This window comes from Pseudonocardia sp. CA-142604 (assembly GCF_050948475.1).
Taxonomy (GTDB): Bacteria; Actinomycetota; Actinomycetes; order Mycobacteriales; family Pseudonocardiaceae; genus Pseudonocardia; species Pseudonocardia alaniniphila.
In genome coordinates, this window is record NZ_CP192045.1 from 8965977 (window position 1) to 8988593 (window position 22617).

Consider the following 22617-nt stretch of genomic DNA (forward strand, 5'->3'; position numbering starts at 1 on the left):
GCTGACGGCATGATGCTGCCGCATCCGCTGTCACACCCCTGCCAACGGTCCCGGCTCGGCCCGCGGCACGTCAACCGTACAGAAGGACAGGTAACGCAATACCGGGTCGTAGTCGACCAGAACCACCCGCTGTCCGGTCGCCGTCCACTGCTCGAGGCCGTCGGCGAGTTCCGACCACACCCCGGTGCAGGGCAGATCTTCGGGCGCCCATCGGATCGGGAAGTCCTGGGCGAGGTCGGGATCGACCCCGATTCCGGCGATCGTCGTCATCGGTGTCCGGGATGCGGCGAGGTCCCGTAACTGCTCGACCACCAGTCGGCACACCTCACCGGCTGCCACATCCGCGAAGTTCCGGACCGACATCGAACCGAGCGCACCGTCGGGCGCCAGAACCAACACGACCGCCGAATCGCGGCCCGGCATCCGCGTTCCCTCCGGCAGCCGGGCCTCGGCGCCGTTCCACAGGAAGCTCTGGTCCAGAGATATCACCATCGCTCTGCGAAACGCCGCGTCCCGCGCGTATTCACCGGTGATCCGCATCGCAGTGAACGGCGCCGTGACGCCCTGTTCCGACAACGCGAAGGACAAGGGCGTTCCAGCGAGGACGTTCGACAGATAGCAAGCCGGCCGCGTGGGTCTGGAATCCGGTGTGGAATGCGTGATGAGCGCGAGATCGAAGACTTCGCCCGGATGCGCTGCGGCCGGCAAGATTTCAGCGATCATATCGGTGAACGAGTTCGGCGCCGCACCCGTGAAGTACTCTTCGCAGAAGGGCCGCTCGAATTGCCCGGCCAGATCCGCGAAGTAGTTCACGAATTCGGAACTGTAGGGCTCACCGCGGCCGAACTGCCTGTGTTCGATGCGCGCCAACCGCAAGGTCGGTGTGCCGGACGCCGGGAGTGCTGAGGACGTTGCGGGACACATGCCGCCTATCCTTTCAGTTGATCGAGCGTGTACCCGACGAGCGAGCCCACGGTCGCGAAGTGCCGCTGCTCCAGCGTGTCATCGTCGAATTCGACTCCTGTCTCGTCCTCGATCCGCATGAGCAGTTCCAGCGCGCTCGTCGAATCGAGCCCGAGATCGTCGACCAGTCGCATGTCCCACTCCAGCAGATCGGGCGAGATCTCGAACATGCCGGCGATGACGGCGACGACCTTGTCGCTGATCACGACCTGGTTCACAGCCTGGTTCATCGTTTCAGTTCCTTCAGTCGTGGTAATCGGTCCGACGATCCGGCACCCGGAGCGCCGAGAAGTCGTGCAGATATTGCGGACGCAGCAGATCCTCGGTGCGATCTCGATCACGGATCAGGTACGGCCGGCCGCAATGGACCAAGACTTCCGCGGGAGCCCCGTGGCCGAGGAACAGCACCGGCGAGGCAGTCGGCCCGTAGGCGCCGGATCGCAGCACACCCAGGAGATCACCGGGCCGCACCGGCGGCAGGGCGACACCCTTGGCCAGAGTGTCGTTGGGAGTGCACAGCGGTCCGGTCACGGTCCAGCTCTCGCTCGGCGCCTCCGCGCCATCGAGCAGTCGCATCGGGAAGTTCCGCTTCACGAACGAACCGATACCGACCGCCGCCATGTGGTGGTGCGTGCCGCCGTCGGTGATCGCGAAGTGTTGTCCTAGCGAGGTTTTCACGTACCGAACCCGCACCACGTATGTTCCCGCGAGCGCGGTGAGGTACCGGCCGAGCTCCATCGCGAGCCTGGTTCGCGGACTGGCGGCAGCGAACTCCTCGATGACCGGCTCGAGCCCCGCGGCCAGCACCGAGGGATCGATGTCACGCTCGCCGTCGAAGTACGCCACGCCGAGGCCACCGCCGACGTCGACCAGCTCCAGCGAGAAGTCCAGCAGGGTCGACACCCGCCGAGCCAGATCCAGTACGCGCCTGGTGTTCTCGATGACGACGTCCTCGGCGAGGATGCGCGTGCCCATGTACACGTGCACGCCCATCAACCGAACACCGGGGAATCGCTCCGCCGCGTTCCCGAGCTCGTAGAGCTGCGCCTCGTCGATGCCGAACTGTCTGGGCTTGCCGCCCATGGTGAGCCCGGACCCTTTGACGCCGAATGCGGGGTTGATCCGCAGCGCCACGCGCGCGACCTTGCCGCGTAGGCGCGCGAGCTGGTCGATCAACTCCAACTCCCCAGGCGACTCACAGACGATGGCGAGGATGTCCTCGTCCAGGCAGGAAGCCAGCTCGTCGGCGCTCTTACCCGGGCCGACGAAAACGATGTCCTCCGGCGAAACTCCGGCGCGAATGGCGGTGACGAGTTCCGCCGCGGACGACACTTCCGCCCGCGCACCCATCGAGTGCAGCAGCGCACAGACGGAGACATTCGGGTTGGCCTTGAGCGAGAAGAAGATCTCCAGCTTCGGATGCAGCCGCCGCCGCAAACCTTCGTACTGGCCGACGAGAACATCACCGTCGTAGACGAACAGGGGCGTGCCGTACTCCGCGGCCAATTTCGACACATGTATGCCCTGTACTTCGAATTCGGTCATCATCACCACCTCCCTACACGGCCGCGAGGCGGGCCGTGATCTCGTCGTCCAGGGCCGTGAGTTCGTCGCTCGACCGCGCGACCACCATTCCGTACAGCCGCCCGTCGAACGACCGCTCGGTCCCGGCGCCCCGCACCGCACCGGCCGCATTGACCGTGGCGAAGTTGTTGACCAGCAGGCCGTGTCCGGTGTTGCGATCGATCATGAGGCCGTGCAGCAGCCGTCGCAGATCGTCGAAGGCAAGTTCGGTCCGGAGCCGGAGCACGTAATGCCTGGCGAGAGCGACCTTTCCGGCCCCGGCGAAGGTCGTCTGAACCAAGGCCTGGTAGGTGGACATGTTGTTGCGCGCGTTGATCTCGACCAGCGGGAACAGGCCGCCCTCCGGGTCGACCATCGCGTCCACCCCGACCACGCCGAAGTAGCCGTCGCCCGCGAGCCGCTCTCCGATCCGCTGCGCGGCCTGGCCCAGTTCGTCCAGTTGTGCCGCCGTGAGCGAGACCGGGAACCGGTGCCCTTTGTGCACCCCGCCGTCGGTCAACGCCTGTTTGACGAAGTCGAAACGGACCGCGCCGTCGCGTCCCACCGTGAACTGGTAGTTGAGGTCGGCGGCCTTGGGGACCCACTCCTCCACCACCAGGCCGACCCGCCGCTGTTCCGCCGCCCTGCGGGCGATCATCCGGTGCAGCCGACCGAGGCGGTCCTCGGTCTCGATCACGGCAATGCCCTTACCCGAGACGCCGAACGCGTCCTTGACGACGACCTTTCGATCCACGGCGAGCAGCCCGCGGGCACCGGCGATGGCCTCGTCAAGTTCGGCCGGCGTGTCGCAGGCCCATCCCAGTGCCTGCCGCAGACCGATCTCATCGGCCAGGCGCCTGCTGTAGATCTTGCTGTTGACCGCCTTGCAGATCGCTGCGTCGGGTGCCGCCAGCCGAAGACCGGATCGCTGCGCGAGTTGCTCCTCCAAGGTCGAAACCCCGTGCGGAGACAGCCAGCAGCCCTCGCTCGCCAGTTGTGCCAGCCGGGTGATCGTCGCCGGATCGGCCAGCGCGTCCTCGGTGACCACTCGGTGCGGATCCTGGCGACCGGGGGTGATGATCCGCGGCAGTTCCAGCCCGAGGTCGGCCAGATAGCCCAGGTAGCCTTCGTCGGGTTCCTGCTTGAGGACCACGTGGTCGGTCTCGGTGGCGAGCAGCAGGGCGAACTCGTCCATGCGGTTCACCACGGCCCGGCCGGTCTCCAAGGCGATGCCACGAAGGCCGAGTTCTCCGACCGCCCACTGGCCTTCGACCTCGAAGTTTCCCAGAAACACCAGGCTCGCGTCCGCTCTACCCACCAGTGCCGACTTCAGTCTGGTGTTGAAGTTGTCCGGCAGTACCCGCACGGCTTTTCCTCCCAGAGTTCTCGTCAGTGCCGTAAAACCATCGCGGAGAATGTCGCGCCGAGGCCGACCGACACCATCATGTAGTACTCGCCGGTACGCAGGCGACCAGTTTCGGAAACAGAGAGATAGTTGATGAAGGGATCCGCGCAGAAGCAGTGGCCGACTTCCGGAAGGTTTTCGAGGAAGATCCTGTCCATCGGCATCTCGATACGCTTGGACAGCCTCTTCCACGAGTTGTGATTGACATGATGCGGAAGAACGAACGTGATGTCGTCCAGGGTGAGACCCGCCTGCTCGATCGCGGCCAGCATCACCTCGGCGAGGGCCTCGGGATACAGCTGGTCGAACTCCCTGGCCTGTTCGTGCGTCAACCACGGTGCCTGGTTGAACTGCCCATGGGTGCGGGTCACATAGGAAATGACCTCGTCGTGCTCACCGCCCTGGCGAACCAGGATCGCGGCCATCCCCTCGCCCATCACCGCAGTGTCGATGATGAACTTCTGCGAGTAGGCGGTGTAGGCCTTCTCCCCGGTGAAGATCAACGCCAACGCGTTCGGATCGCCGTCAGCGGCAAGCAGCTTTCCACACACGTCGACGGCGAGCAGCCCGGTCGCACAGGCATGCTGGGTCAGGCAGAAGGTGACGGCGTGTTCGAGCCCCAGCGCCTGGCGCACATCGTGCACCGGATTGCTCGGATAGGGCGCAGCGACGGGGAGGGTGAGCGCCTGCACGACATAGCGCACGTCCTTCTCCCGGCCGTGCAGTGCCGTGAGACCTGCCGCGGTCGACAGCATCTGGTCGGCCAGCCGGGCCTTCGGTTCCCGCCGAATCCGCGAGAATCCGTAGAATCGCCGGAAAAGCCGGATCTGCGTTTCACTGATATCGAGGCCGGCGAGGGCCTCATCGATGGAAACGCTTTCTGGTGGCAGATAGGTTGCCACGGCCTCCAGGTGCGTCATCGCGCGCCACCCTTTCGCTTGTTTCCGCTGACTGTGAAATCGCCCGACCAGCCGTCGCCGGCAGATATCGGACGATCGCGCTATCGGCCCGATCGAATGGCCATACCTGGACGGTCCACGGCATCGTCGTCGGCCGTCAGGACGACCTTGAACGCCTCCCGACGGTCGAACAGCTCGTAACCTCGCCGCGCGTCGGAGAGCGGCAACCGGTGCGAGATGATCCGGGCGGGGTCGATGAGGCCGGACCGAACCAGCCGGAGGGCCTCGGCGCGATGCCGAATCGGGTCACCGACGGTGAACCGGATGGTGAGTTCCCGCGTGAAGGCGAGCCCGCTCGGAAAGGGCATGGCCTCTGCGCTGTGCGCACCCACCGCGACAACGGTGGACCGCGGGCCGGCGCTCCGAAGAGCGGACGCCAGCGCGGCGTCGGTGCCGACGGCTTCGAGAACCACCCGGGCGCCCCACCCGTCGGACACCTTGTCCAGGCTGTCGCGCAACTCGCCGGGGGTCACCGCATGCATCCCCAGCGATGTGGCCTTCGCACGTCTGCCCGGATCCGGATCGGACACGATGACCTCGGCCGCCCCGAGCGCCGACGCGCACATGGCTCCGAGCAACCCGACCGGCCCGGCTCCGACCACGCCGACCACATCCCCTGAGCCGATTCCCGCGTCGACTGCCGCGGCGTATGCGGTGCTGAGAACATCGCCGGCGAACAGCACCTGTTCGTCGGTCACATCGTCCGGCGAACGCGCCAGTACGACATCGGCGAACGGGACGCGGACGTACTCCGCCTGACCACCGGCCACAGGCGGCCCGACCACGGTGGAGTAGCCGAAGATGCTGGCGTGCTCGCAGTGGTAATGCCAGCAGCGCGCGCATCTCGGGCATCGCCCGCAAGCCACGAGATACGAGGCGAACACGCGATCGCCCATGGCGAACGGAACATCCGCGCCGGCATCCACGACGACGCCCGCGAATTCGTGCCCGAGCACGGTGCCCGGCGCGAAGTCGGGCATCTCTCCCCGATAAGGATGAAGATCCGAGCCGCAGATCGCCGTTCGCGTGACCCGGACCACGGCGTCCCGAGGATTCAGCACGCGCGGCATCGGGAGTTCCGCGTCGACTGTCACCTGGTGCGGGCCCTGGAAGACAACACCTTTCATCGGTCTGTCCCCTCCGTGCGTACGTGCACGATCGTCCAGTCCTTGGCCGTCAGCTCGACCCGGGCGGTCGCTCCACCCCAGCTGATCTCCGCATCGCTCGGTGCCGCGCCGTGATTGATGGCCAAGAAGCGCCTGCAGCCGTCACGATCGTCGGAGAGAATCTCCACGTCCGGATCAGCGCAGTCCGCGACCGGGGCGATTCCTACGACAGCGGCGATGTTCCGATAGAAACGTTCCCAGGGCGCTGCGGTCAGCCGTTCCGGCCGGTCGAGCTGTGCCTCGAAGGGCGCGTTGGTGAAGAGGAACCGACCGCTGCCCACCCGATGCTGCAACAGGCCCGGAGAACCGTCGGGATAGCGACCGATCACCTCGGCGGTGGTGGGCCGCAGCGTGGTGGTCCGCGTCCGCGTCGCCGTCCAGTCGATCGTCCACTCGTCCGAGCCCCAGCTCAATGCCGACTTCCCGGCGCTCGGAGGCGAGTAGTCCACGATCTCCGCGCCCACCAGCGGCTCGCCGGGAAATCCGTGGAGATGGTCGCCCAGTGAGAAATAGACGGTGCCACCTCGAGCGCACACGGCATACAGCTTCCGCAGATCGAGTAGCGTGACGTGTGCGACCGACGGACAGATCACGAGGTCGTATCCGGTCAGATCGTCCGCGACGATGTCGAATTCGATATGCGCACGCTTGAGAAGCAAGTAGGAGAAGAACGTCGCCAGCGTCGCAACCCCGCTGTCCAGATAGGACCCACCGCGGGCGCGAACTCGCTGTGGCAGGTACACCGCAACGGACGGCCGCGGGCCCCGCATCGCGAGTTCGGTTGCGGCACCGACGATTCTGCTGTACTCCCGCATCGCCGGCTTGGCCGAACCATCCAGCCGACGCAGTCCGGCGAACCGTTCCATCGGGCGATCCGTATAGGGTTCGGCCTCCGCGGCGATGTCCTGCCAGCACCAGACGAGGATCCCGGACGCGCCGTTGCCGATGGCGGAGGCGGCGGACGCTCGCAGATACGCCGCCGCGGTCGCGTCGTCGACGCCGTAACTGCCGAGTTCGTCCACAAAGGGAACACCGTATGCAGAGGCGAATCGCACCAGGAACGGTGTCAGGTTCGTCGCCTTGAACGACAGTGTCGATTCGATCGACCCCGGCGCCCAGACGGGAAATCCGTGGATGCCGATCAGATCGAGCGCCGCGCTGTTGTCGGCACCGAAGGGGGACGGTCCCAGCACACCCGAGGCGTCGTTCGCCTGCAGCACGAGAACATTCGGCGCTTCGAGCCGCAGTACGGCGGCCAGCCGGGTCTGCCAGTCGGCTATCTGCTCCACCGTCGACGCCGCCGCCTCGACCGGATCGACGCAGCCGATCTCGTCACCCAGATCGAAGGCCAGCAGGTTGCTGCACCCGCCCACCTCGCGGGCCACGGCCGTGGCGAACTTCTCCTCCAGGGCCAGCATGTCGTCGTCGCGCCACAGGCTTCGGCCCTGTCGCCACGGGAGATCGAGCAGCTGCCCGTTCATCCAGATGGTGAACAGCGAGATCACGCAAGCGAGGTTCGCCTGCGCGGCGGCGTCGACGACTTGGCGCAGGCGCTCGAGCATGTCCATGTCGATGCATCCGGGTTCAGGCTCGAAGTCGCGCCAGAACACGAAGAACCGCACCGTGTTCAGGCCGGCTTCGGCCATGCGTTCGAAGTCGTGAGCTATCGCGGCGGGATCCCATTCGGTCCATATCCGGCAGCCCGCGGAGGACGGGTGGTAGTCGACCCCCTGCACGAGGAAGGGCCGATCGTCGCGCAGCAGCCGGCCATCGCGGACGGTGAAACTCACGAACGCGACCTTTCCGAGGATCGGACGATGCTGTCCGACAAGCCGTCGACCACCAGGGCCACATCGTCGTCCGACATCAGGGCATGCAGCGGCAACGACAGCAGCCGCGCGGCCACCGCTTCGGTGACCGGCAACAGGTGTTCGCCCGAGCCGAACCTCTCACGGTAGAACGTGAAGTGATGCGTGGGCCGATAGTGCACCGACGTCTGGACGCCTCTTTCCCGCAGCTCCGACCGTACGTCGTTCCGAGCCACCCCTTCCGGGAGCAGCACCGCCATGAGGTGCCTTGCCGAATCACCGTCGTAGTGCCCGAACGGTGCGACCAGGCCGGGTATAGCAGCGAGCCGCTCCCGATAGGCGGCGGTGAGCACCCCGCGACGACGGCGATCGTGAGCGAGCTTCTCGAGCTGGATCCGGCCGATGGCCGATCCGATCTCGGTGGGGCGGTAGTTGAGACCGATGCCGGAGACGTCGTAGTCGGCGGCACCGCTGTGCAGTCGGTCCCACGTGGAGGAGGAGAGGCAGTGCGATCGGGCAGCGCGGATCACGTCCAGCAGCGCCGGATCACGCGCCACCACCATTCCACCCTCTCCGGTGGTGAGGTTCTTGGTCGCGAAGAAGCTGAAGCAGCCGACATCTCCGAGCGTGCCGAGCATGGCGCCTGCGGCCTCCACGACCGGTGCGTGGGCGGCATCCTCGATCAACGCGACGCCGTACTCGTCGGCGAGCTCGGCGAGCACAGCCACATCGGCTGGGTATCCGCCGTAGTGCATCGCGACGATGGCCTTCGTCCGGTCGGTGATCAGTCTCTCCACATCAGCCGGATCGATCGTCGGATCGGTTTCCGACCGGATATCGGCGAACACCGGTGTGCCGCCCTGCAGTGCCACCATCGCGGCCGAGGCCACGAAACTGAGCGAAGGCACGATCACCTCGTCGCCTGGCCCGATCCCGAGAGCGAGGACCGCCAGGTGCAAGGCTGCGGTCCCGCTGCTCACCGCCACTGCGGCTGGACATCCGAGCGCTTCGGCGAAGTCGTGCTCGAATGCGCGGGTCTGCGGCCCCGGCGACAACCACCGCGATCGCAGAACCGCGGTCACCGCCTGGATCTCGTCGTCGTCGATGGTGTTGTCCGCGAGACTGACTCGCCACTCAGGAGCCGTTGTCGTCTGTGACGTCGAGGTCGTCATCTCAGTAACCGGCCTCCACGCTCGCCGCCACTCGGTCCCAGGTGAAGTTCTGCCGGACCCGTGCCTGCCCGGCCCGCCCCATCGCGGACCGGATCTCATCGTCGGACAAGAGGTTGACGAGTGCTTCCGCGATCTCCGCGGGCCGAGGCGCGACGATCAGGCCGTCGACGCCGTGCTCGACGACGCTGTCCGCCCCCACGAAATCGCCGCTCACAACCGGTTTTCCGCACATCCACGCCTCGAGGAAGACCAGCGGGAACACGTCGGCGCTGCTCGGCAGGCACAACACGTCGGCGGCCGCGATCGCGTCGTGTTTGGTCTGCTCGTCCACCGCGCCGAGGTCGAAGATCCGTGGATCCGCATGGGCGCGAAACGTTTCCGCCGCAGCCGGATAGGTGTTCGGCCCGAGAAACAGGAGTTGCGTATCAGGCAGCTCGCGCCAGATCAACGGCGCGGCCCGGAGCAACTCGGCGTATCCCTTCGAGGGGATCCGTCGACCGGCGAACACCACTGTTGGCCCATGCAGGCCCAGCCGTCTGCGGAATCCGGTCGGATCCGGGCGGCCGCGAAGATCGGGAGCGTGTGGAATCCGGCGTATCCGATCCGGTGTCGCGCCGAATCCGGACAGCACCTGCGCCTCGGCCGAGGTCAGCACGTAGATGACTCGGGCCTGGCGGCACGCGGCGCGCCCCAGCGCCGCGTCGGGCCACAACTCCGGTGCGGTCGCCGGTGTAAGCGCCATGCGGGCGCCACCGCGCCGGACGAGATCGAGCGCAATCGCCACGTATTCCGGCTTGGCCAGGTCGTAGGCGTGGACGACATCGGCCCGCCAGTCCCGCGCGAGGTCCCGATCGGATCGAACGGGCCGCACCACCTCGCCGTCCAGGTCGACCGGTGGCGGGGAGTCGGTGAGCGCGGTGACGGAATGGCCGCGCCGGGCGAGGCTTTCGCCTGTCCGCCACGCCATCCGCTCAGCACCCGCAGGTGCGGACGGGTAGCCGCCGAAGGTGATCAGAACCTCGCTCATCGACCGTCCCGGTCCGTGTTCGTTCGCCGATGGCGCGAATACCAGTCGAAGGTCGCGCGTAGCCCCGTATCCAGATCGACCCTCGGCTCGTACCCGATGCACCGCCTCAGCTCCGACAGCTCCGGCAGCCGGCGATCGGGTGAGCCGGCGGGCGGGTCGTAGACGGCGATCTCGGGCCGGCCGCCCGCCAGGGCGAGGACCCGGTCAGCGAGGTCGCGTATCTTGATCTCCTCCCGGTCGTTTCCGATGTTCGCGATGATCGGATCGACGGTGTCCAGGCGAACGATGCCGATCGTGGCCTCGACCGCATCGTCGATGTAGCAGAACGCCCTGGTCTGTGCGTCGCCGTGAATGGCGAACGGATCGGCGCCGGACAGCGCGCGCTCGATGAATTCGGGAATCACGTGCGAGTAGCCCATCTGCGGGCCGTAAATGTTGTGGTACCGGCCGATCCGGATCCGGAAGTCGGAACCGCACTGCAGGAAAAGAGCTTCCGACACGATCTTGCTGAGGGCGTAGGAGGCCCGTGGCGCCCGCGGCTCGGGAAGTACGAACGGCAGGTTCTCCGGAGACGGGAACGGAGCCAGTCCCATCCGCAGGGCGCCGTCGGCGACCTCGCTCGTAGAACTGAGGAACAGCGTCGTGGGCGATGTGAGCCGACACCAGTCGAGAAGGTTCAGTGTGGCCAGCACATTCGTGCGCAGCACATGACTCGGGTTCTCGTTCGCTCGGCGTACGCCGACGACGGCCGCCAGGTGATACACGGTGTCGAAGTCGTCGGGCAGCAGTCCGTGCGGGATCGGCCTGGTCAGATCGTGCTCGACCACGTCGGCCCGCCGCTGCCCGTCATAAGGCTCGGCATCGGCGCGGGCGCGCGAGAAGTCGTCCAGGACAACGACCCCGGCGCCGTCACGCAGCAAGCGCCGGGCCAGGTGCCGGCCGACGAATCCGGCGCCGCCGGTGATCAGAACGCGCTCAGCCACGGCCCAACCTCAGGTAGTCGACATCGGGCATGCCGGAGAGCTCGGAGTCGAGCAGACCCCACATGTCGAAGACGATCGCGGGCTTTCGCATCCGCGCCAGCACGAACTCGGCGTCCAGCTCCCGGTAGCGCGGGTGGTCGACGAGCAGGATCAACACGTCGGCGCCGGTCAACCCGTCGGCCAGACTCACCGGCTCACAACCCGTACGTGCGATCCGGCCCGGGTCGACCACGAAATCGTGACCGGCGAGAACGGCCACCCGGTCGCGCAGCGCCGCCGCCACCTCCACCGAAGCCGCGCCGCGCACGTCATCGGTTTCCGGATGCCCCTTGTAGGCGATACCGCAGAGGAGGACCTTCGCGTCGGCAGGTGACCGTCCACTCGCCGCCAGGGCGTTCAGCACCACGTCGATCACATGGCCCGGCACGCGCTCGTTGACCGCACGCGCCGCTGCCACCATCGGCGGCCGGTATCCCGCCTCGGCAGCCGAGTGGATGAGCAGGTACGGATCCTTGATCAGGCAACTCCCGCCGACGAAGCCGGGGCGGGACAGGTCGGGCCGCGGATAGCGGAGGTTGGCCCCGGCGATGACCTCGTTCGCGTCGATACCCAGCGCCGACGACATGAGGGCGACCTCGTTGCCGAAGCCGTAGATGAGGTCGGTGTGCGCGTTGCACACCAGCTTCACCATTTCCGCGGCCTCCAGCGAGGAGACGATCACCTGGTCCACCGCAACGGGCTTCAGCAGCCGGCAGGTGCGGTCGAGCGACCGGTCGTCGAGCGCGCCGATGATCTGGGGCAAGGACTCGATCTCGCGCAGCGCCTGTCCCTGGATGATCCGCTCGGGACACATGGCGAGCATCGGGGCGTCGACGTGAGCTGTCAGCAGCGGCAGCAGCGTGCGCCGGCAGGTGCCGACGGGCACGGTGCTACGGACGACGACCAGCGTCTCCGCCGACATGTGCGCGGCGACGTGCTCGGTGGCTGCGACGAGGTGGCGCAGATCGGGCTGTGCCGTGACCGAGTCGATCGCGGTACCGACGCAGATGACGACCGAGCGCGGCGCCACCTCGGGCAACCGGTCGGTCACGGTGAAACGTTCCGCGGGAATGGAGTTCAGCAGCTCCGTCACGCCGGGTTCGACGAACCGAGGCCTGCCCGCCGCAAGGGCGGCGCGCACCTCGGGATCGACGTCGACGCCGACCACTCGCCGGCCGGACCGCGCCAGCGACAGCGCCAGCGGCAGCCCGACGTAGCCGAGGCCGATCACCGCGACGTAGTCGCCCGTGGGCTCGGTCATGTCATGCCCTTTCTTGGATGAGTCGCGGAACCGACACCTTCCCGAGCGCCGTCCTCGGCAGTTCGGATACGACGTGCACGCGGTGCGGCACCTCGTACGGCATCAGCCGGGAGCGACAGAACCTGAGCAGCTCCGCCACGCCGGTCGAACCGGTGAGCACCACGGCCGCGTGGATCTCCTGCTCGTCACCCTCGGATTCGGCGCCGTAGACGGCGATCTCGGCTACCTCGCGATGTTCGGCGATCAACCGCTCGATACGCCGCGGGTTGATCTTCCGGCCACCGACGTTGACGAAGGTGTTCTTACGTGCAACGACGAACACGTGGCCCCGGTCGTCGACGCGCACCAGATCGCCGGTGTCGTAGAACCCGCCGCAGGCGTCGGGCGCCGCGGAGTCCAGGTAGCCGTCGAACATGGTGGGTGTACGCACGAGCAGCCGGCCCGCGCCTTCCTGGGTCGTCGCATCGTCGTCGGCCATCCGCCACTCGACACCGGGTGCGAACCGGCCCACCGAGCCGTCCGGCCATGGCTCCGCGCGGTCGTAGGTGCAAGCGACCAAACCTGTTTCGGTACTGCCGTACACCTGGTGGATGCGGACGCCCAACCGGTGCGAGGCTGTGGCCGCCACCCGCTCCGACAACGGCCCGCCCGAGGACAGTGCGAGACGAAGGCTGTTCTCCTGGCGCTCCGGGCTGCTCGCCGCGGCGATGAGCTCGTATCCGAGCGGCGTGCTCAGCATTACCGTCGCGCCATCGTGGAGGCCCGCTACCAGGACTCGGAGATTGAAGCGGTTCAGGGTGAGCAGTCGGGCACCGGAGACGAGCGCGGCCGCCAGTCCGCCGATGAGCCCGAACGAATGTGCGAGCGGAACCGTCACGAAGACGCTGTCGGTATCGGTCAGCCCGTGGACCTCCCGATAGATATGGCCGCCCCGCATCATGTTGTCCACGCTGTGGCGGACGATCCGTGGCTCGCCGGTCGATCCCGATGTGAGCTGGTGGATCATCGACGCGCCCTCGACGTGCGCCGGCGCCCGCGACGGCCCGGCCGTGAGCTCACCGAAACTCAGGTAGGTAAGCCGGGGGGACACGGTCGTCGCGAGTCCCTCCGGTCCGACCACGCACGACGGCGCGGTCCTGAAGACCGCCGACTGTTCGTCGGCCAGATACGAGTTGGCCGATTCGACCAGCAGCACCTCGTGCGAGGTGATGGCCAGCCCGAGCAACGCCGTTACACAGGCGATGCTGTTGTCCACGACGAGGACCACCGGTCCGGCACCGGCAGGGAGTCCGCGAGCCCGCCCGGCTACGGCCGTCACGGCGTCGCACAGCTCCGCCCAGGTCACCGATTCCCAGCCGGTCTGCGTGCCAACGCTCATGGCCACTGCGCGAGGGGATTTCTCGGCATTCCGCTGGAGTAGATCGAGCATCGAAGGTTTCATGTCAATACCTCTCGAATACGACCGCGAGTGCCTGTGGCGTACTGTCGTCGAACATTGCCAGCACGAGCTCTTCGTGCAATCGCTCCGCCCGTGCGGAATCATCCGGGCCGTAGCGGACGACGAGCTCGGACAGGACCTCCATTGCCCGACGCGAGTCGCCGCCCGCGCCGAAGAAGTCGTCGGTCGCGGCGAGGGGAGGGAGAGCCAGAACGTAACCCATGGACTTCCCTATGATCGTGATGAGATCACCCGTATCAGGTTCGCTCATTTGGCGAGTGAGATGCTCAGTTGCGGTCGGCCGTTCGTACCTGTTGCCAGCGGCCGGACCTCGGTGTTCGCCCCATCGAACACCGCAGGCCCGATCCCCTCACTCGGCGAGAGGTAGTATTCCTGGTTCGCCAGGAACAATCGTTCAGCATTCCTGTACGTGGTTGGCGTGCCGATGTCGTGCCATTCGTCTCGAAACGCGTAGGCATTGACGCGCTCCCCCTTCTTCAGAAGCGCGTCGATCACGTCGGGCATGTCCACTCGGGCACCTTCCGGTATACAGTCCCGGATCGAAGGGTCGACGACATACATTCCCGAGCACACGTCGATCGCCAGGGACGGCTTCTCCCATATCGCCTGCACCTGCCTGTCACCGACCTGGAGAACTCCCAGCTCGACGGGAATCTCCCGACGCTGGAACGCGACGGAGAGCACGCTCTCGCTCTGTTCGTGCATCCGCTGGAAGTGCGCGAAGTCCAGCGTGGTCAGCACATCGCCATTCATGACGACCGCCGGCGAATCCCACTCCGGCACGAGCAGCAGCGGCGCCGCGGTGCCGGACGGCGGATCGTCGGTGCAGTACTCGATCGTCAGTCCCAGCAGTTTGCCGTCCCCAAATTCCGCGCGGATCATCTCGCCGAGATGAGCGGTGCACAGTGTCACACGTTCGAAACCGTAGGCGCGTAGCCTTCGGATGATGATCTCGAGAATCGAATACCGGCCGAGCCTCATCAGCGGCTTCGGCCGAGACTTCGTAAACGGTAGCAGGCGCGACCCCTTACCTCCGACCAGAATGACGGCATGCACGACCTCTCCTGCCCCGAAACGCCACGGAAATCTACAACACTGTCGAGCATCGCCGACGATCGAGAGTCACGTAATAATCTGACGGGCGCGCAATCGAGCTGGAGATTCGACCCTAGCCGAAAAGCCAGCACCCGTCGGCGGGCGGGCGGCGCTTTGATAACCGGCAGACCCCAGATTCGCCCCACCGATGCGACCGTCATACGACAGCGCCGGATATGAGGATTGATGGGCTGCCAGTCGCCACGACATCAGGCCCTCCCGGTCGAAGAAATCCCGGTACTCGCGACGGCTCAGCTCCTGCTCGCTCGCCTCAGCAGTTCGAGCCGCGGCGGGGCGTGCCTTTCCGACCTGGTCCACGCTCTCGTACGACGCACGCCGAGCTCACCTCGAGGCATGCGCGAAAGCACTCGCGGCGGCGGGCCGATGTCGCGGAGTCGCTCACTCGGGTGCGAGTCACCCACGTACGCGTGATGTGACGGCCAGAGCCTCGGACAGGAAGGGCGCCAACGCGCTCCGCGCATCAGCGGCGATGGTCTCCGGCGTGCCCTGCGCGACGATCAGACCGCCGTCCGCGCCACCACCGGGACCGAGGTCGATGACCCAGTCCGCCGAGGCGATCACGTCCACGTTGTGCTCGATCACCACCACGGTGTCACCGCGGTCGACCAACCGGTGCAAAAGGCCGATGAGCAAGCTCACGTCGGCGGCGTGCAACCCGCTGGTCGGCTCGTCCACGATGTAGAGGGTGCGCGCCGAGTCCAGGTCGCGCAGCAGTTCGCGAGACAGTTTGAGGCGCTGGGCTTCTCCCCCGCTCAACGTCGCGCAGTTCTGCCCGAGCCGAAGGCCGCCGAGCCCCACCTCGTCGAGCATGTTCAGCGCCCGCGCGATCCTCGCCCGCTCACCGAAGAACCCGACAGCCTGCGAGACCTCCAGGTCCAGCACATCGGCAATGGTCAGACCCTCGAGCCGGGCATCGAGCACGTCGGCGTTGTAGCGCCTGCCTCCGCAGACCGAACAAGGCACGATGACATCGGCCATGAAGTGCATCGGCATCGCCTGCTCACCGGAACCGCGACAGGTCCAGCATTGGCCGGCCTCGGCGTTGAACGAGAAATGCGTTGTGGTCCAGCGGCGTTCGACCGACAGCGGAAGCTGCGCGAAGAGCTGGCGGATCTCGTCGAAGATGCCGATGTATGTCGCCGGTATCGAACGGCTCGAACGTCCCATGGGGTCCTGCGCGGCGCCGATCACTCGGCCGAAGACGTGGTGGCCGCGCAGCGTGTCCAGGACGTCACGACGGCCAGGTTCTCCGTTGATCGAGGCGGCCACCTCGGGTTCCAGAATTCCCTTCACCAGCGAGCTCTTACCGCTCCCACTCGGTCCGGTGATGCAGATCAGCAAATCCACCGGAATGGACACGTCGATCCCGCGCAGATTGTGCAAGCGGGCGCCGGTGAGGTCGATGCGGGCGGCAGGGTCCGGCTTCCGCCGTTCGGGACGGCCACCTCCCGGCACGTCCGCGCCCCGCAGATAGCGGGCGGTCAGCGACGACGGATGCGCCATCACCTCCCCCGGCGGTCCGACCGCCACGAGCTGCCCGCCTGCGTTGCCGGCTCCCGGGCCGATGTCGATGAGGTGATCGGCAGACCTCATCATCTCGGCATCGTGCTCGACGACGATCACGGTGTTGCCCGCGTCCCGCAGCCTCCGCAGACTCTCGATCAACCGCCCGGTGTCGCGAGGGTGCAGGCCGACCGACGGTTCGTCCAGAACGTATACGACACCGATCAGGCCGCAGCCGAGTTGTCGTGCAATGCGCAGCCGCTGGCCTTCCCCGGCCGACAGCGCAGGCATCTGCCGGTCCAGCGACAGGTAGTCGAGCCCGACCTCGCAGATATGCGAAAGCCGTTGGAACAGTTCGTGAACGATCTTCTCGACGGCCTCCGCGACGACACCGGAAAGCTCCAGTTTCGACACCTGGTCCAGCCACCGCGGCAGTTCGGCTATCGGCCGTGCCATCACCTCGGTGATATCGAGTCCGTCCAGGCGGACCGCCCGCGCGTCGGCATTCAATCGCGTGCCGCCGCACTCCATACAGGACTTCGTGATCATGAACCGGTCGTAGTTGTGCCTGCGCCCGTCAGCCGCTGCTGACCGGGCGAGCCTGTCGATCTGCGGCAGCAGACCTGAATCGGTCCGGCCGGGTAGGAAGGTTTTGACCTCGGCGGATAGCGGCCGTGACGTCTCACCGTGGATCACGATGTCACGCAATGCGGCCGGCAGGTCGCACCAGGGCGTGTCGAGTGTGCCGCCGAAGAGGGTCAGCAGCTCCGGAAGGTCCCGCACCGGCCAGTAGGTCTTCTTGGGTTGACGCCGCCGGTCACCGTAGAACGCCAAGGCACCCGCGCGGATCGACAGGCCAGGGTCGGCAATCATCTTCGCTGCGGACACCGCGATACGCGTACCGAGTCCCTCACAGTCCCGACACATGCCGTCGGGCGTGTTCGGGCTGAAGAACCGTGACGAGACCGCAGTTGCCCTGCGGCCGCACCGGCCACAGAGGTGGCCGGGCGCCAGATACAGCGGGGCCGCGCCTTCCGGTTCGATCACCAGCACGGCGTCGTCGCGGGCGCGCACGGCCGCGACACCGCGACGGATGTGCTCGGCGTCTCCCGAATCTCCGTCCAGGCGAATGACATCGAGCGCGTATCGGTGTTCCAGCGGTGAGCGGCCGTCGTCCACCGGCAGCGTCCACCGCGGTACCTGGCCCAGTCTGGCGGGCCCGTCCCCCAGCGCGGCGATCGCCTGGGCGAGCAACTCGTCGGCGGTCCGCGGCACCACGTCCGCTCCACAATGCCGGCAGGTGTGCAGGCCCGCCCGCGCGAAGAGCAGGCGCAGGAAATCACCCACCTCGGTGATCGTGCCCACCGTGGAGCGCGGATTGCGGCCCGGGGCATGCTGTTTGACGGCGATGGTCGGACCGAGTCCCGTGACCGCCTCGACCTTGGGCTTGGGGACCTTCTCGAAGCCGCGGCGCATATACGGCGACAGGCTCTCCTGGTACTGGCGCTGGCCTTCGGCGTAGATCGTCCCGAAGGCCAGCGACGACTTACCGCTCCCGGACACACCCGTGATCACCGTGATCGCGTTCCGCGGGATCTCGACAGTGATCGACCGCAGATTGTTCTCCCTGGCACCGCTCACCCGGATCGACAGCTCGTCCGTGTTCACGCCACCGCCCCGCGCTCGACGAGCTGGTCGACGATGCCGCGGATCGTCGGCTGCATCAGGAAGCGCACCACTCCCAGTTCGATTCCGAACTCGCGCTGCACCGCGGTCAGCATGGCCGTCACCGCCAGCGAGTCGCCGCCGAGTGCGAAGAAGTTGTCGTCGGCACCCGGCGATTCGCCCTGCAGTGCCTGCGACCAGATCGTCCGGATTCGCTGCTCTGCCGCGGAGAGCTCACCTGAGCCCGTCAGGCTTGCGTCGCGCTGGGTGGTGATCGAGGCGGCGATCGCGTCGCGGTCGAGCTTCCCGTGCGCGGTGAGCGGCAGCGTGTCGATGACGTTCACGCGGGCGGGCACCATGTAGGACGGCAGCCGGTACTGCAGTGTCAGCCGAACCTCGTCCCCCAGCAGCGCCGCACCGGATCGCGGCACCACAGCGGCGAGGATGCAGTCACCTGAGAGCGTGTGCTCGGCCCATGCCACCGCTCCGGACACTCCGTCGATCGCCCGCAGCGTCGATTCGACGTGCGCCAGTTCGACCCGGAAGCCACGCACCCGGACCTCCCGGTCCCCGCGTCCCGCGAATATCAGCTGCCCTTCGGTATCAAGGTAGCCGAGATCTCCGGTGTAGCAGCAGGGCATGTCCGGATCGGACGGCACTCCTGTCCGGAATACGCCGGTGCGCTCCACATTTCCGTCTGACAGATACCCCATGCCTGCCGACGCACCGGCCACCACGAGTTCTCCGACTACACCAGGCGGGACCGTTTCACCCCATTCGTCGACGACGAACACCCGGGTATTGTCAATCGGCCTGCCGAGAGGGACATCCGCACCGACCGGCAAGCTGGTCACCTCGGAGTAGGCGACGTATCCCGTTGTCTCCGAGCGTCCGTACAGATTGACCAACCGACATCCCGGCAGCGCCTCTCGGACCCGACCCAGCAGATCGGCATCGAGCTCCTCGCCGGTGAAGGCGCATACGCGCAGGGTCGCCAGTGCCACGGACACCTCGGGGAGCGAGTGCAGCATCGTCCACATCAGCGACGGCGTCACCAGCAATCTCGTTCCCCCGTACCGGCGCACCCACTCGGCGGTCGTGCGGGCATCGGATGCCGCCGTCTCGGGCAGTACGGCGAGGGGAACCCCGGCCAGGAGAGGCGCGAGTGTCTCGGCGATCGCGTCGACCGGGCTCGGAAGACCGTGCACCACGGCGACGTCCCCCGCCTCGTAGGGGAAGGTGTTCCACGTCCAGGTGCAGCGGTCGAGCAGGCCGCGATGGCTGCCCGCCACCACCTCGGGCTTGCCTGCGGCGCCGAGATCGGCGATCAGCCATGTCGGATCGTCGGGCCGGCGCCTCACCGGCGCGACGGTGCACGGCGACGCGACCGCCACGTCCCCGGCGGAGATCACCACAGGTCCTTGCGGATTCGTCTCTCGCCCACCGATGAGGACCGTGGGTCGGCACGCGCTCATCAGCCGGTCGCGCTGCCAACCGGACCATCCCGCATCGATCATCACCACGACCGCGCCCACCGACCAGGTCGCAAGCATCGCGGCCATGGACAGCGCCGAATCCGGGACATCGACGGCAACAACATCACCGGGAGTCACCCCGCTCTCGACGAGGCATCCGGCGACCCGATCGCGCAATTCTCCCAGCTCGCGAAAAGTCACGTCGGACGTCGTTCCGTACAGCGCAATATCGTCCGCCTGGCGGGCGACGATCGTCTCGAACAAGCCGCAGATATCGGCATCCGGCGAGCCGGCGACGTCGATACTGTCGATCCGCGCGAGCTCAGCCCGGGTCGGGCGCAGCAACTCGCGCAGGGTGATGTTTCCGTCTTCCGGGAGCGCCGACGCGAGCCGCTCGAATGCGGCCCCGAGTTCAGTCACCTCTTCGGCGGTGAGCACCTCGGTGGCGTACTCCCAGCTCAAATGCAGTATTCCGGAAACACGGATGGCTTCGAGCATGAGATCGAACTTGGCCGTACCCGTGTGCATCCACAACGGCTCCGCGACACAATCCGCAAGCATCAGCGGCACATCGTCGTTGTTCTGCAAAACCATGACGACGTCCACCAGCGGGGTGCGTGCCGGGTCCGGGGCTCGACGGGTACGAACCGCGAGCTCCTCGAGCGGCACCTCCTGATGGGTGAACACATATCGCCACTCCTCGCGCAGCGATTCGATCAGCTCGCCGAACGTGGCGTCGGGCGACGCCGTGGCACGCACCGGCACGGTGTTGGTGAAGTAGCCGACAGTCGCGTGGTCCTGCGGTCGGCTGCGACCCGCGACGACCGTTCCTATCAGCGCATCCCACTGCCGGGTCCGCCGCGCCAGGCACACATGCAACAGCGCGAGCAGCACGACGAACAGCGAGGTCCGCGACTCCTCGGCCAGCGTGGCCAGCTTGTCCCCGATCTCCGGCGGCAGATCGGTGTAGAGCACCTGCCCCTCCAGCGATCGGGTGGGTCGGCGCCTGCGCCCGTTGCCGAGTTCGATCCGATCGGGTAGTGGCAGCAGCCGCGCGGCCCACGCTTCCGCCTCGGCCTCCATCCCTGTCGAGCTCCGTTGCCACTGCGCGAAATCGCGGTAGTCGACGGATTCTCCGGGGCCCGGATGATCGCCGGCGTACAGCGCGGCCAGTTCGCGATAGATGATGTCCATCGACCAGCCGTCGATCGCAATGTGATGCAGGATCACCTGCAACAGCCACTCCCGCTCACCTGTGCGCCATGTGCGCACCCGCAACAGGCGGCCGCTGGTCAGGTCGAACGGCTCCTGGATACCGCGTTCGGCCGCTGCCTCGGCCTCCGACCACGGTACGACCTCGCGATGATGCACGACATCGACCGACGACCCTGCGGGACCATCTCGATCGACCGCAGGATGGTCCGGCGCATATCGCGTCCGCAACGCCGGATGCCGATCGACAAGAGCCCGCACGGCCCGATCGAGCGCGGCGAGATCGAGCATCCCCGTCACCCGGAAACCACCGACGGAGTGATAGGTCGAACGCTCCCGCTGATACTGGTGGGCCGTCCAGAGCCGCTCCTCGCCGAAGGACAATTCCGTCGACGGCGCATCCTCGAACTCGCCGGCGACCTCCTGTTCCAGGGAATCCAGCACGATCCGGGCGAGCGCCTCCCCGGTCGTGCCGTCGAGCAGCGCCTCGAGAATTGTCCCGTCCATCGCGGCCGCCGCGTTGAACTCGAACGCGATCCGCCCGGCGGCCTTCAGCGCACGCAATGAGTCACCGCCCAAATGGTGGAAACTCTGCGTCAGGTCCGCATCTTCGATCCCGAGCACCTCGCTCAGGATCCGTTGCACGGCCTCGGTCACCTCCGAGTCGGTTATCGCAATGTCAGTCATGCTCCGGACCTTCCGCTGTACGTCGGGGCATTGCATGGAGCAGCACTCGTGGAAGTCGTTGCACGCCACTTGGTCTCAGCCGCACGAGCCCGAGTATCCGAGCACGGGCATGACCGGATAAGCCCCGGGCGAGCGCACGGTCGACCTGGATGAACGGCTACGCATTCCCGATGCTGTGGAGACGGCGGCGCACACCACCGCCGGCACTCTGCTCCGGCGAGTAGACGGGCGCAGCCCGACCGAGGTCGAGTAGATTCCTTCGCTCCCGCCCATCGGACCGGGCGAGCTCGGCCGGGCAACGGTGGGACCGCGAGCGGCGCGTGGTTGTCGCCGCGGCCTCAGACCGTGACCCCGGACGCGCCACGCAGGAGAGCGAACCTGGTCAGCTCAGCTTTGTTGCCGATACCGAGCTTGGCCCTGATGCGCTTCACGTAGGTGTCCACAGTGTGCGGACTGATCCGCAACCGGCTCGCGATCTGGCCGTGGGTCAGCCCGTGCGCAATGTGCGTCAGGACCTGAGATTCGCGCGTGGACAGCGTCCGACCTGCGAGGTCGCCCTCGGCCGCAGGCCGCCGCGTGATCGCGGCTTCGCTCGCAGCGGGCGCGAAGTTCATCGTTCCTGCGCCCGCGACGACCTCGCAGACCGCGTCGACGACGCGGTCGCACGACACGCCCTTCTCGACGATGGCGGATACGCCGTCAACCAGCAGCGACGGCTCTGCGTTGACCACGAGGACCGGGGTGTCCGCCCACCTCGGAGCGACGAAGTGCAGGTGAGGCCCCAGGTCCAACGTCTCTGCGTCGATGATCACCGCATTGGCAAAGATCGACGGGTCCCCCTCTCCGGGCGATGTCTCCGCCACCAGCACGGAAATGCCCGCCTGCCGCAGGAGATGGACCAGCCCCATTCGATAGATCGGACACAGCGCGAACACATCCACTCTAATCATGAGACGTCCCTCGAATTGTTCGGACGACACCGGAAACCTGCCTTGATCGGCACCCCACGCCGTGCGAGCGGACTCAACTCGTCGCCGCACCCGGCCAGAACCCATGGGTCGGCGGTGCGGTCGGCGAATCCGATCACGTCATTACCCTGCTCTACGGAAACCTCATGGACGCCGCGGACACCAGCCAAGTTCAAAGATTGGCCC

At 66.8% G+C, this 22617-nt stretch carries 17 protein-coding genes; all 17 read right to left on the reverse strand.

From position 1 onward, the window contains the following. Positions 1 to 30: 30 nt before the first annotated feature. Positions 31 to 870, reverse strand: a complete 840-nt coding sequence (locus ACQPZQ_RS40780) for a hypothetical protein (RefSeq protein WP_433289818.1) — start codon at positions 868 to 870, stop codon at positions 31 to 33. Between the two features lie 59 nt (positions 871 to 929). Then, entirely contained in the window at positions 930 to 1193 is a 264-nt protein-coding gene (locus ACQPZQ_RS40785) for an acyl carrier protein (RefSeq protein ID WP_433289819.1), read from the reverse strand. 13 nt (positions 1194 to 1206) lie between these two features. Continuing rightward, positions 1207 to 2508 (reverse strand): type III PLP-dependent enzyme, encoded by a 1302-nt coding sequence (locus ACQPZQ_RS40790; protein WP_433289820.1) that lies wholly within the window; start codon positions 2506 to 2508, stop codon positions 1207 to 1209. 13 nt (positions 2509 to 2521) lie between these two features. Beyond that, positions 2522 to 3892, reverse strand: a complete 1371-nt coding sequence (locus ACQPZQ_RS40795) for an ATP-grasp domain-containing protein (protein WP_433289821.1) — start codon at positions 3890 to 3892, stop codon at positions 2522 to 2524. 23 nt (positions 3893 to 3915) lie between these two features. Continuing rightward, positions 3916 to 4851 carry a 3-oxoacyl-[acyl-carrier-protein] synthase III C-terminal domain-containing protein gene (locus ACQPZQ_RS40800; protein WP_433289822.1) on the reverse strand — a complete coding sequence of 312 codons (936 nt, stop codon included), beginning with the start codon at positions 4849 to 4851 and terminating at the stop codon, positions 3916 to 3918. A gap of 80 nt (positions 4852 to 4931) precedes the next feature. After that, positions 4932 to 6017 (reverse strand): alcohol dehydrogenase catalytic domain-containing protein, encoded by a 1086-nt coding sequence (locus tag ACQPZQ_RS40805; protein ID WP_433289823.1) that lies wholly within the window; start codon positions 6015 to 6017, stop codon positions 4932 to 4934. Next, on the reverse strand, positions 6014 to 7846 hold the full coding sequence (locus tag ACQPZQ_RS40810; protein ID WP_433289824.1) for a beta-galactosidase trimerization domain-containing protein: 1833 nt from the start codon (positions 7844 to 7846) through the stop codon (positions 6014 to 6016). Before ACQPZQ_RS40810 ends, ACQPZQ_RS40805 begins: the two co-directional genes overlap by 4 nt. Beyond that, the gene (locus tag ACQPZQ_RS40815; protein WP_433289825.1) at positions 7843 to 9036 is read right to left on the reverse strand and encodes a DegT/DnrJ/EryC1/StrS family aminotransferase; all 1194 of its coding nucleotides are present in this window, start codon (positions 9034 to 9036) and stop codon (positions 7843 to 7845) included. The genes ACQPZQ_RS40810 and ACQPZQ_RS40815 overlap by 4 nt, the downstream gene beginning before the upstream one ends. 1 nt (position 9037) lies before the next feature. Next, the gene (locus tag ACQPZQ_RS40820) at positions 9038 to 10063 is read right to left on the reverse strand and encodes a glycosyltransferase family 4 protein (RefSeq protein WP_433289826.1); all 1026 of its coding nucleotides are present in this window, start codon (positions 10061 to 10063) and stop codon (positions 9038 to 9040) included. Continuing rightward, entirely contained in the window at positions 10060 to 11046 is a 987-nt protein-coding gene (locus ACQPZQ_RS40825; protein WP_433289827.1) for an NAD-dependent epimerase/dehydratase family protein, read from the reverse strand. Before ACQPZQ_RS40825 ends, ACQPZQ_RS40820 begins: the two co-directional genes overlap by 4 nt. Beyond that, entirely contained in the window at positions 11039 to 12346 is a 1308-nt protein-coding gene (locus ACQPZQ_RS40830) for a nucleotide sugar dehydrogenase (protein ID WP_433289828.1), read from the reverse strand. The genes ACQPZQ_RS40825 and ACQPZQ_RS40830 overlap by 8 nt, the downstream gene beginning before the upstream one ends. 1 nt (position 12347) lies before the next feature. Continuing rightward, positions 12348 to 13889: a class I adenylate-forming enzyme family protein gene (locus tag ACQPZQ_RS40835; RefSeq protein ID WP_433289829.1), complete on the reverse strand. Its 1542-nt coding sequence runs from the start codon at positions 13887 to 13889 to the stop codon at positions 12348 to 12350. After that, entirely contained in the window at positions 13789 to 14055 is a 267-nt protein-coding gene (locus tag ACQPZQ_RS40840; RefSeq protein WP_433289830.1) for a phosphopantetheine-binding protein, read from the reverse strand. Before ACQPZQ_RS40840 ends, ACQPZQ_RS40835 begins: the two co-directional genes overlap by 101 nt. Further along, on the reverse strand, positions 14052 to 14861 hold the full coding sequence (locus ACQPZQ_RS40845) for a sugar phosphate nucleotidyltransferase (RefSeq protein WP_433289832.1): 810 nt from the start codon (positions 14859 to 14861) through the stop codon (positions 14052 to 14054). Before ACQPZQ_RS40845 ends, ACQPZQ_RS40840 begins: the two co-directional genes overlap by 4 nt. A 453-nt stretch (positions 14862 to 15314) precedes the next feature. Beyond that, a complete protein-coding gene (gene uvrA, locus ACQPZQ_RS40850) occupies positions 15315 to 18092 on the reverse strand; it encodes an excinuclease ABC subunit UvrA (RefSeq protein WP_433289833.1) in 2778 nt (925 codons plus the stop codon). Continuing rightward, positions 18089 to 21463, reverse strand: a complete 3375-nt coding sequence (locus ACQPZQ_RS40855; protein WP_433289835.1) for a condensation domain-containing protein — start codon at positions 21461 to 21463, stop codon at positions 18089 to 18091. Before ACQPZQ_RS40855 ends, uvrA begins: the two co-directional genes overlap by 4 nt. 338 nt (positions 21464 to 21801) lie before the next feature. Next, positions 21802 to 22443, reverse strand: a complete 642-nt coding sequence (locus ACQPZQ_RS40860) for a response regulator transcription factor (protein ID WP_433289836.1) — start codon at positions 22441 to 22443, stop codon at positions 21802 to 21804. Between the last annotated feature and the right edge of the window lie 174 nt (positions 22444 to 22617).